At 44.7% G+C, this 10,413-nt stretch carries 9 protein-coding genes and 1 pseudogene; 6 read left to right on the top strand and 4 right to left on the bottom strand.

What is annotated here, in order from left to right; all coding sequences use genetic code 11:
- Positions 1 to 138 precede the first annotated feature (138 nt).
- Positions 139 to 966 carry a 4'-phosphopantetheinyl transferase superfamily protein gene (locus AB4407_RS05445; RefSeq protein ID WP_372119405.1) on the top strand — a complete coding sequence of 276 codons (828 nt, stop codon included), beginning with the start codon at positions 139 to 141 and terminating at the stop codon, positions 964 to 966.
- 20 nt (positions 967 to 986) lie between these two features.
- On the opposite strand, the gene AB4407_RS05440 is transcribed toward AB4407_RS05445, so the two are convergent.
- Positions 987 to 1,394, bottom strand: a complete 408-nt coding sequence (locus AB4407_RS05440) for a thioesterase family protein (RefSeq protein WP_372119403.1) — start codon at positions 1,392 to 1,394, stop codon at positions 987 to 989.
- A 356-nt stretch (positions 1,395 to 1,750) separates the two neighbouring features.
- On the opposite strand from AB4407_RS05440, the gene AB4407_RS05435 reads away from it, so the two are divergent.
- The 3 genes from AB4407_RS05435 to AB4407_RS05425 all read left to right on the top strand — a co-directional run bounded on the left by AB4407_RS05435 (position 1,751) and on the right by AB4407_RS05425 (position 4,930).
- Entirely contained in the window at positions 1,751 to 2,746 is a 996-nt protein-coding gene (locus AB4407_RS05435; RefSeq protein WP_048661479.1) for a TRAP transporter substrate-binding protein, read from the top strand.
- Positions 2,747 to 2,810: 64 nt separating this feature from the next.
- Complete coding sequence (locus tag AB4407_RS05430; protein WP_372119400.1) at positions 2,811 to 3,566, top strand: TRAP transporter small permease; 756 nt, start codon at positions 2,811 to 2,813, stop codon at positions 3,564 to 3,566.
- Between the two features lie 2 nt (positions 3,567 to 3,568).
- Positions 3,569 to 4,930 (top strand): TRAP transporter large permease, encoded by a 1,362-nt coding sequence (locus AB4407_RS05425; protein WP_017060625.1) that lies wholly within the window; start codon positions 3,569 to 3,571, stop codon positions 4,928 to 4,930.
- Between the two features lie 32 nt (positions 4,931 to 4,962).
- Here the strand turns inward: AB4407_RS05425 and AB4407_RS05420 are convergent, their stop codons facing one another.
- The 3 genes from AB4407_RS05420 to AB4407_RS05410 form a co-directional block, all read right to left on the bottom strand.
- Positions 4,963 to 5,136 (bottom strand): hypothetical protein, encoded by a 174-nt coding sequence (locus tag AB4407_RS05420; RefSeq protein ID WP_372119398.1) that lies wholly within the window; start codon positions 5,134 to 5,136, stop codon positions 4,963 to 4,965.
- 75 nt (positions 5,137 to 5,211) lie between these two features.
- Positions 5,212 to 6,561 carry a sigma-54-dependent transcriptional regulator gene (locus AB4407_RS05415; RefSeq protein WP_372119396.1) on the bottom strand — a complete coding sequence of 450 codons (1,350 nt, stop codon included), beginning with the start codon at positions 6,559 to 6,561 and terminating at the stop codon, positions 5,212 to 5,214.
- Positions 6,562 to 6,621: 60 nt separating this feature from the next.
- Complete coding sequence (locus AB4407_RS05410; protein WP_372119394.1) at positions 6,622 to 8,430, bottom strand: ATP-binding protein; 1,809 nt, start codon at positions 8,428 to 8,430, stop codon at positions 6,622 to 6,624.
- Between the two features lie 162 nt (positions 8,431 to 8,592).
- On the opposite strand from AB4407_RS05410, the pseudogene AB4407_RS05405 reads away from it, so the two are divergent.
- Positions 8,593 to 8,775: pseudogene (locus tag AB4407_RS05405) on the top strand (hypothetical protein); the annotation flags it as partial.
- 294 nt (positions 8,776 to 9,069) lie between these two features.
- On the top strand, positions 9,070 to 10,368 hold the full coding sequence (tig, locus tag AB4407_RS05400) for a trigger factor (protein ID WP_017631415.1): 1,299 nt from the start codon (positions 9,070 to 9,072) through the stop codon (positions 10,366 to 10,368).
- Positions 10,369 to 10,413 lie beyond the last annotated feature (45 nt).

The following is a 10,413-nucleotide window of genomic DNA, read 5'->3' as shown; positions in this document are numbered from 1 at the left end:
TTTTAAGTCCTCATATGAAGGGGGTTTCCCTCCCGTATTCTCTAGGTTCCACTTAATTCATAGGTGAGTTAAATTTGTTCGATTGGGTTGTTCCGATCGTGTTTTGAAGAGTGATTTATAGAAGTGAGTTCGAGTTAAATGAAAACTCCCGTTGTTGATTTGTGGCTATGTTCTCTGGGTAACTTGAATGACCAGCCAGACATTGTATCTCAGCTCAAAAAGAGACTGACGGCCGACGAGATAGCCAAAGTTGAGCGCTATCGAATACCTTCATCTCAAATTCAGGCCCTGTATGTTCGCAACTACCTAAGAAAGGTGCTGTCTAGCTATTCTGATTTGATGCCTGAAGCGTGGTGCTTTGAATATGGTGAGAAAGGGAAGCCAAGATTAATTGAGAAACAACAAATAGAAACCGGCCTGAATTTCAATATCAGTCATAGCAAAGAACATTTGTTAGTCGCGGTTTGCCAGAGAGAAGGGAAGCGAGTTCAACTGGGTGTCGATATCGAACATGCAAGAAGCTCGACCAATATCGATTCGATCATGAAGCACTATTTTTCAGATAAGGAATTGGCGGATTTACTTAAACTTAGTAAAGAGCTGCAGAGAGAGCGCTTTTTCGATCTATGGGCGCTGAAGGAGTCGTATATCAAAGCGACGGGCAGGGGGCTAGCCACATCGTTGCGAAGCTTTTCGTTTGATTTCTCCAATCTGACGGAGCAAACAGTGCCAATTCACCCTTCGAATTTTCAACCAAAGTTGCAGGATGAAATTAGATTTCATGGTGAAATCAGCATATACAGTGGAGTTGGGTTGGATGTTACTGAGCAAACCGATATTTCTACAGATTGGCAATGTTGCTTAGGGCGGTTGGATGAGCAGTATCGCTTTGCGGTTACGCTCGGCGGAAATTTGCTACCGATGCAGATAGAGATGAGAACCTTTCCATCATCTCATCTCTTTTAAGCTAGCTTGGTGAGGTGAAGTTAGCTCGTTTCGCCAAGCATCGCTTTTAATACTTCAGCGGGTACAGGCTGAAGTTGCTTGTCTTTATCAAGGCAGACCATTTCAATATCACCAATCACAGCAGGCTTAGTGGCATCTTTGCGCCACACTTCTTGTCGCCATAGCGTTTTGTATTTTCCATCGAGTTCAAAAGAGGTTCTGATATCGCAAACCTCAGCGAACTCAACCCCATCTTGGAAAGTCATGTTGGCTTTATACACCGCAAAACCTAATCCGTGCTCATTCCACAAGGTCGCCAGTTTATCGCTGCCCAAGACATGTTCGCGCGCACGCTCGAAGTATTTAAGAAAGTTAGGGTGATAAACCACACCTGAGTGATCGGTATCTTCATAGTAAATCTGTACTGGGTGATGGTAGACCTGACTCATTGGTAGCAACTCTTGGTAAGTAGTGGATCAGTAAATCTGACTAAGTTGTGCAGCACTTTACAGGATAGGTCGAAATTACTTCAAGGCATCATCGACTATCGAGCTTTTGGTCAGACCTCATTCGGCCTTATTCATTACTAATACATTGGTCAGCTTCCACCCATTTACAAATATTCTATGTGTCATTTTCCACCCATTAACTCTTACCGCGAGTTCGCGACTACTGCAGATAGAACTGATGAAGCCTTATGGTTAAAGGCTTGTTAATAGTTTGTGTTAATGTGGCGCGCTAATTGCCTTAGTGAAAGCACGCAGTTCCCATTGAAGGGCTGCTTTGTTTACTAAGGAGAATAATAATGTTTAAGCCTCTTACCCTGCTGTCTGTATCTGCTCTGGCGCTCACAAGTTTTAATGCTGCTGCAAACTGTGACCCTGGTGAAATCGTGATTAAATTCAGTCACGTAACCAATACCGATAAGCACCCGAAAGGCATTGCCGCTTCTCTACTAGAAGAGCGAGTAAACACTGAAATGAATGGTAAAGCTTGTATGCAAGTTTTCCCTAACTCGACACTTTACGATGATAATAAGGTACTGGAAGCCCTGTTAAATGGTGATGTTCAAATGGCGGCACCTTCGCTGTCTAAATTTGAGAAATTCACTAAGAAATACCGCATTTTTGACCTTCCTTTCCTATTTGAAGACGTAGAAGCCGTCGACCGTTTCCAAAACTCAGAATCTGGTGAAAAACTGAAGAATGCGATGAAGCGTCGTGGTCTTCAAGGCTTAGCATTCTGGCACAACGGCATGAAACAAATGTCGGCGAACAAACCTCTTATCAGCCCTGAAGATGCAAAAGGTTTGAAATTCCGTGTGCAAGCATCAGACGTTTTGGTAGCTCAGTTTGAACAACTAGGCGCTAACCCACAGAAGATGTCTTTCAAAGAAGTGTACGGTGGCCTGCAAACCAAGGTTATCGATGGCCAAGAGAACACATGGTCAAACATCTACGGTAAGAAGTTCTTTGAAGTACAAGACGGCGTGACTGAAACCAATCACGGTATCTTGGATTACCTAGTGGTAACGTCAAACGACTTCTGGAAAGACCTACCTGAAGATGTACGCACACAGCTTGGTACTATCGTTCAGGAAGTGTCTGAGACGCGTAACGCAGAATCTTCAAAAGTTAACCTAGCGAACAAAAACAACATCATCGAAGCTGGTGGTGAGGTTCGTACACTTACGCCTGAACAGCGTGAAGCATGGGTAGTTGCGCTTCAACCTGTATGGAAGAAGTTTGAAAAAGACATCGGTTCAGATCTTATCGATGCAGCGTTAGCTTCAAACCAATAATACCGCTAAGGGAGTGGCGAGTATTCGTCACTCCTTATTAAAACAATTATAAGCGGAGTTAATTATGGAAAAGCCTCAAATGGAACAACCAAATTCTAGCGAATCAGCACTGGAAACCTCTCTTTTTTCCAAAGTCGGAAGAGTTACGGATGTGATTGAAGAGTCATTAATCGCATTTTTCCTTGGCGCAATGACGCTACTTACTTTTGCCAATGTGGTATTTCGATACGCATTCAATGACAACATATTATGGGCACTGGAATTGACGGTGTTCATGTTTGCTTGGATGGTGTTGGTCGGCGCATCTTATGGTGTTAAAAAACATTTCCACATTGGTGTTGATGTCATCATCAACCTTGCCCCTGAAAAGCTACGCAAAGTGTATGCGTTAATCGCGGTGACCAGCTGTCTAGCATTTTCAATCTTACTTCTTATCGGCTCTTGGAATTATTGGTACCCATTCGCGACCGATCGCGCATGGTATGAGACCGACGATATTCCAATGCCAGAGATGCTTCAGTTTCTTGCTGATTGGCTGAATGAAGGCGAACGATACGAGAAACTGCCACGCTTTATCCCTTACATGGCGCTGCCGATTGGTATGGCAATGCTGACGTTCCGTTTTGCTCAAGTTGCTTACCAAGTAGTAACCGGCAAACTCGACCGCATGATTGCTGGTCATGAAGCCGAAGAAGAGCTGGATGCATTGAAAGCGGACGTGCTAGCGGGTTCTGATGAAGACGCGACAGCGGTATTGGATTCGACTAAGTCCAACAAGGCGAGTGAATCGGATACAAAATCTAACGGTAAGGAAGACTAATCATGGCAATGTTATTTCTATTTTTAATGGTAATTGCTTTCATGTTGGTCGGTGTACCAATTGCGATTTCCCTAGGTTTATCGAGCGTAATATTCTTATTAATGCACTCAGATGCATCATTAGCTTCAGTCGCACAAACGCTGTTTAATGCTTTTGCAGGTCACTACACACTCTTAGCGATTCCTTTCTTTATATTGGCCTCTAGCTTCATGTCCACAGGTGGCGTGGCGAAACGTATTATCCGTTTTGCGATTGCAATGGTGGGTTGGTTCCGCGGCGGTCTGGCGATGGCATCGGTTGTGGCATGTATGATGTTCGCGGCGCTGTCTGGTTCGTCTCCGGCAACGGTAGTTGCAATAGGTAGTATTGTTATCGCGGGTATGATCAAGAACGGCTACTCAAAAGAGTTCGCTGCAGGGGTTATCTGTAACGCGGGTACTCTGGGTATCTTGATTCCGCCTTCAATCGTGATGGTGGTATACGCAGCGGCGACCGATGTATCGGTAGGTCGTATGTTCTTAGGTGGCGTTATTCCTGGCCTGTTGGCGGGTGTGATGTTGATGATTGCTATCTACATTGCGGCGCGTATTAAGAAGATTCCTGCACAGCCATTTGTTGGTTGGGGCGAGATGTTCGCAGCCGCGAAAGATGCGAGCTGGGGCTTGTTACTGATTGTCATCATTTTGGGTGGTATCTACGGCGGTATCTTTACTCCGACCGAAGCAGCGGCTGTTGCAGCGGTGTACGCCTTCTTCATTGCCAACTTCATCTACAAAGATATGGGGCCGTTTGCGGACAAGAACAACACCAAGCCGGCGCTGGTTAAGGTATTTCAAACCTTCTTCCATAAAGACACCAAAGATACACTTTACGATGCAGGCAAGCTGACGATCATGTTGTTGTTTATCATTGCCAACGCTCTGATTCTTAAGCATGTACTGACGGAAGAACGTATCCCTCAAATGATCACTGAGTCTATGCTTTCTGCAGGCTTAGGTCCGATCACCTTCTTGATTGTAGTGAACGTTCTACTCTTGATTGGCGGGCAGTTCATGGAGCCATCAGGCTTGTTGATCATCGTAGCGCCGTTGGTATTCCCAATTGCAATTGCTCTGGGTATCGACCCCATTCACCTTGGTATCATGATGGTGGTGAACATGGAGATAGGGATGATAACCCCGCCAGTTGGACTCAATTTGTTTGTGACCGCAGGGGTCGCGAAGATGTCGATGATGAACGTGGTCAAAGCGGCGCTACCTTGGGTGGGCGTGATGTTCTTGTTCTTGATTATCGTAACCTACGTGCCTTGGGTTTCTACATGGTTACCAACCACCTTGATGGGCCCGGAGATCATCACGAAATAGTGAGTGAAATCATAGCGAAGTGATGGGGAGGGCTAAACCTCCTCATCAATGATTTTTCCATATCGAGAGCCAGAATCAATCAGTCCATACAGCGCTCTTTTCGCCTCTAACTCTGGTGTGTCTAAGTTGACATGATTATCAGTGTAAAAAATACCATCTATCTCGAAAGTATCGGTGATCGAGGGAACTTTTGTTTTCTCACCCATAATGACCCCTACTAAGTTGGTTGCATATCATCCTGTTGAGAGATAAGTATAGGTGATCTTGCTCGCAAACCTAATTTAGTTTGGTTCTACCTTATAAGACTCTTTCGTTAGCTGGTGTTTTTGCATCTTATCGTAGAGGGTTTTCCTCGGTAATTGCAGCCTCTCCATGGTCTCTTTAATGCTGCCATTACACTCAATAAGCGCTTGCTTTAACGTGTTTTTCTCAAAGTCAGACACTAGTTCTGCCAAAGACAGTTCTTGACTGATTTGATTGGTGTTGTCTGATAAGTGAGAAAGCTTACCTAAAAGTACAAACCGCTCTGCAGTATTACGTAATTCTCGTACATTTCCCGGCCAATCGTGGGCTAAAAGTGCGTGCAGTTCCTGTTGGGGGAGTGCTGGTGCTGTCTTGCCATAACGTGCAGCAGCGACCAGTAAGAAGTGATGGAAAAGTGCAGGGATATCTTCTTGGCGACTTCTTAACGGTGGTAAATCCAAGGTGACGACATTAAGTCGGTAGTAGAGGTCTTGGCGAAAAATGCCTTTTTCAGCCGCCTTCTTTAGGTCGACTTTGGTTGCAGCGATTACTCTAATATCGAGAGGCACTAAACCGTTTGAGCCAACCCTTTCAATGACGCGCTCTTGCAAGACGCGCAACAGTCGAATTTGTGCCTGCATCGGCATGGATTCGATCTCATCTAAGAATAGGGTTCCACCTTGAGCAAACTCGAACTTGCCAATGCGTTTATTCTCTGCACCTGTGAATGCGCCTTTTTCATGGCCGTACAACTCACTTTCAATCAGATTTTCAGGTACCGCACCGCAATTGACCGCAACAAAGTTCTGTTCGCGTCGACTGCTCTGTTCATGCAGAGAGCGTGCGACTAATTCTTTGCCTGTGCCTGTCTCACCAAACAACAAAATATCGGCGTTAGTGTCGGCAACGTGAGTGATGATAGAGCGAAGTTCAGTCATTGATTGCGTGTCACCAATGATTCTCGGTCCTAGTGCTTTACTCGCCTTTAAAGAGCGCTTTAATTCAAGATTCTCGAGTGTGAGTTGACGTTTTTCTATTGCTCGCTTGGTCGTCTCTATTAGGCGCTCATTGGCGAACGGTTTCTCAATGAAATCATAGGCGCCATCTTGGATCGCTTGTACAGCCATCGAAATATCGCCGTGACCAGTAATCATAATCACGGGGATCTCTTTGTCTTTGTGCACCACAGTGTTGAGTAGGTCATGCCCGGAAAGGCCTGGTAGACAGATATCAGTGATGATGACGTGAGGTAAGCCGTTCTCTTGAATCGCGAGCAGAGCAGACTCCGCATCGGGAAAGAATTCGGCATCAATATCGGCGAGTTCAAAGCTTTGTTCAATCGCCATTCTTAGATCGGGTTCATCATCAATGAAATAGACGTGACACATAATTATTCCTTTAATCTTTTATTTTTATTATTGGTGAAGGTGTACTGGTTTGCTTGGCGACTAATCTGATTCTTTTGTTGGAACTATGGGTAACTCTATACTAAATCGAGCACCACCTTGTGGGCTGCTACCGGTAACGAGTTTGCCGTTTATTCCGCTGATTATTTGTTGAGAAATCGATAGCCCAAGTCCGAGCCCATTTTTCTTGGTGGTATGGAAGGGTTCAAAAAAATTGCCGTTCGAAGGGGAGGTGAAGCCTGGGCCATTATCATCGACATGAATCAGCAAGGCCTTGACTTGTTGATGGTCGGATTCCCTAACCTCTAACAGAATAGCTAATTGTTTATCATCTTGTTGTTCCATCGCCTGAATCGCATTAGTCAGCAGGTTAATAATCACTTGCTCCAGTTGAATGGCGTTAGCAAGCACGCAAGCATCAAAGGTTTCAGGGAGTTCGTTGACCTTAACTCGTTCACTCTTGAGTTGTGGCTTCATCAGTTCTTTTGACGAGTGCAATACCGGCAGTATCTGTAACGTGTGCAGTTCTTCCGCGGTGGATTTTTTTGCAAAGGAACGAAGCTGGTGGCTGATTTTCGCCATACGGTCAGTGAGCGCCGAGATTCGCGATAGGTTGTCATCGACACGCTCGGTCTTTTCTTTGGCAAGAAACAGTCGGCCATTGTCTGCATAGCTGCGAATTGCAGCGAGCGGGTTATTCAGTTCGTGACTGATGCTCGCTGACATTTGGCCCAACACGGCCAGTTTGGCGGCTTGGATGAGTTCGTCTTGGGTTTGCCTCAATACATGTTCGGTTTCGATACGGTGTTTAATCTCGACATGCAGTTCTGATGTACGCTCAAGCACTTGAAATTCAAGCTTTTGCTTGGCTTCGGATTGCAGCCTATCTATCTGAGCACGTCTTTGTTGTCGATGATGGTTGAGCTGCATCGTTAGATAAATGATCGCAAAGATAAGGCTCAGAACCACAAGGTAAGCCACCAAGTCCCACCAAACTAAATGAGTTGGAGAAAATACTCGGATTGTAAGTTTTGGCTCAGCTAAGAAGCGTGAAGAGCTAAAGAATTGCTCTTGGACGAGCTTGTGTGGAGACTCAATATTGCTAGTCGCGCTCTCGAAATCACCAGAGAAGTGCAGGCTTTCTATTTTTGTATCGAGATACTGTCTGCTTTCTTGAATTCGAGTTTGTTGTTCTTCGCTTAGTGGCTGAAGGCTTTTGAACAGCCACTCAGGATTGCTCGACATAAATACGATCTGGTCTTTATCGTCAGCAACAAAAAAACTCTGTTTGCCTTTCCAGCTTGCTTCAATCAGCGATAAATCCATCTTTACGACAATGACGCCAATAATCTCGGCGGCATAGGAGACGGGGTAAGAATAATAATAGCCTCGTTTCCCTGAGGTTGAACCTAGCGCAAAATATTGATTTTCATTGCCAAGAATCGCTTCTTGAAAGTAGGGACGGAAAGCGAAATTTCGACGAATAAAAGAACGTGGTAGATTCCAGTTACTGGCTGCTATGGTGGTGCCAATGCTGTCTAACAGATAGGTGTCCGATGCTTGAATCACCGAGTTTACGTGTTCTAGATAGCGATTGGTGAGTTCGATTTGCGCTGAGTTACTTGGAGAGTGAAGAGCATCGACCAACTCTTTGTCTTTTGAAAGCAGCTCGGGAATGTGCGCGAACTTGTCGAGTTGGCTTGAAATATGAACAGAAAACCGGTCTAGCTTGGATTGATGATCATTTAACAAACTTTCATAGCTTGTGTTCCATACCCAGTGGCCGCCAACGATCATCAGCAAGCTGTAGGTGACCAACAACAGGATACGAATTCTCAAAGCTTGAAACATGGTGGTTCTCCGCTAAATCGGGCTAACAATACAAAGCCTGCTTTCTCTCATTCATAACAGTAATTAGCGGTAGTTTTTACAGAAAATAGAGAGCCAGCAGATAGGTTTAGGTTAAGGCTTTGTAACGGAGATTGTTGAAAAAGTTATCGACTCTGAGGGGTAAAACAAGAGCAAGATCTCTTTTTAAGGTTTTTAGGAAAAAAAGCCCTCGATTCCCTTGAAAAAGTCGCTATTGTCCCCATTTCTGTTGTGCTAAGTGATGTTTTGATCGTTTTTGTATCATTTAGTTGGACGAATTTAGAGCATTCATCATCAAGCAGAGGTGAACGGCTCGACAGAGATTAAACAGATCGCTAGAATGTCGCGTCTAAAATTTCTGTCCTGAGGCTAATCGGAGATACCTTTCTTGTTTTCGAAAACAAGCTTTATTGCGTTTTAATCGACGCGTGAAGAACGAAGATATCGCTGATTAGTCTGGTGTTTGGTTGAATAATCAATTCAGACATCAATGCTCGATTTTAAATTAGGTGTTCGGATAGAGCACTACACAAGGATGCAGCCAACAACGTCGGCTTTTGAATTAAAGCTAAGTTACGGCTCATATGCTCAGATTACTGAGCCAGTTTTGAGGTTTATATAATGCAAGTTACTGTTGAAACGCTAGAAGGCCTAGAGCGCCGTCTTAATATTACTGTTCCTGCTGCTAACATCGAAGATGCAGTTACAGCTGAACTACGCAACATCGCGAAAAACCGTCGTTTCGATGGTTTCCGTAAAGGCAAAGTGCCAATGAAGATGGTTGCTAAAATGTACGGCAAAGCAGTACGTCAAGACGTGATGGGCGAAGTAATGCAACGTCACTTCATCGAAGCGATCGTTAAAGAGAAAATCAACCCAGCTGGCGCACCAACTTTCGCACCAGTTGAAAACAACGAAGGCGCTGACCTAGTATTCAACGCAACTTTTGAAGTTTACCCAGAAGTTGAGCTGAAAGGTCTAGAAAACATCACTGTTGAGAAACCAGCAGTAGAAGTTAAAGACGCAGACGTTGAAGAGATGATCGAAACTCTACGTAAGCAACAAGCGACTTGGACTGAAGTTGAAGCTGCAGCTGACGCTGGTTCTCGTGCAACTATCGACTTCGTTGGTTCTATCGACGGTGAAGAGTTCGAAGGCGGTAAAGCTGAGAACTTCCCACTAGAGATGGGCGCTGGTCGCATGATCCCTGGCTTCGAAGACGGTATCGTTGGTAAAACAGCAGGTATGGAATTCGAAATCGACGTAAACTTCCCAGAAGATTACCACGCTGAAAACCTGAAAGGTAAAGCAGCTAAGTTCTCTATCAAGCTGAACAAAGTTGAAGCTCGTGAACTTCCAGAACTAAACGAAGAATTCGTTTCTAAGTTCGGCGCTGCTGACGGTGTTGAAGGTCTTAAAGCTGAAGTTCGTAAGAACATGGAGCGTGAGCTTAAGCAAGCTGTTAAGAACCGCATCAAAGAGCAAGCTATCGACGGTCTAGTTAACGAAAACAACATCGACGTACCTTCTGCTCTTATCGATCAAGAGATCGGTGTTCTACGTCAACAAGCTGCTCAACGTTTCGGTGGCAACACTGAAGCTGCTGACCAACTTCCACGTGAGCTGTTCGAAGAGCAAGCTAAACGTCGCGTAGTTGTAGGTCTTCTTCTTGGTGAAGTAATCAAGACTGAAGAACTAAAAGCTGACGACGAGAAAGTTAAAGCTATCATCGAAGAGATGGCTACAGCATACGAAGATCCAACAGAAGTTATTGCTTACTACGAGCAAAACGAGCAAATGATGAACAACATGCGCAATGTTGCTCTAGAAGAGCAAGCTATTGATGCAATCATCGCTAAAGCTCAAGTTTCTGATAAAGAAGTTAGCTTCAACGAGCTAATGAATCAGCAACCTGCTTAATATAGTAATATCTGACGTAGAAGGTTGACGTACGGTCAACAATTC

Source organism: Vibrio sp. 10N.261.46.E11, from assembly GCF_041472735.1.
In the GTDB taxonomy this organism is placed as follows: Bacteria; Pseudomonadota; Gammaproteobacteria; order Enterobacterales; family Vibrionaceae; genus Vibrio.
The sequence above is the reverse complement of the archived record's forward strand: the minus strand, read 5'-3'. Positions and strand labels throughout refer to the sequence as shown.

What these genes read in the sequence shown, in the direction of transcription:
- AB4407_RS05445 (WP_372119405.1), top strand. Translation starts at nt 139, where the DNA reads ATGAAAACTCCCGTTGTTGATTTGTGGCTATGTTCTCTGGGTAACTTG.
- AB4407_RS05440 (WP_372119403.1), bottom strand. Translation starts at nt 1,394, where the DNA reads ATGAGTCAGGTCTACCATCACCCAGTACAGATTTACTATGAAGATACC.
- AB4407_RS05435 (WP_048661479.1), top strand. Translation starts at nt 1,751, where the DNA reads ATGTTTAAGCCTCTTACCCTGCTGTCTGTATCTGCTCTGGCGCTCACA.
- AB4407_RS05430 (WP_372119400.1), top strand. Translation starts at nt 2,811, where the DNA reads ATGGAAAAGCCTCAAATGGAACAACCAAATTCTAGCGAATCAGCACTG.
- AB4407_RS05425 (WP_017060625.1), top strand. Translation starts at nt 3,569, where the DNA reads ATGGCAATGTTATTTCTATTTTTAATGGTAATTGCTTTCATGTTGGTC.
- AB4407_RS05420 (WP_372119398.1), bottom strand. Translation starts at nt 5,136, where the DNA reads ATGGGTGAGAAAACAAAAGTTCCCTCGATCACCGATACTTTCGAGATA.
- AB4407_RS05415 (WP_372119396.1), bottom strand. Translation starts at nt 6,561, where the DNA reads ATGTGTCACGTCTATTTCATTGATGATGAACCCGATCTAAGAATGGCG.
- AB4407_RS05410 (WP_372119394.1), bottom strand. Translation starts at nt 8,430, where the DNA reads ATGTTTCAAGCTTTGAGAATTCGTATCCTGTTGTTGGTCACCTACAGC.
- tig (WP_017631415.1), top strand. Translation starts at nt 9,070, where the DNA reads ATGCAAGTTACTGTTGAAACGCTAGAAGGCCTAGAGCGCCGTCTTAAT.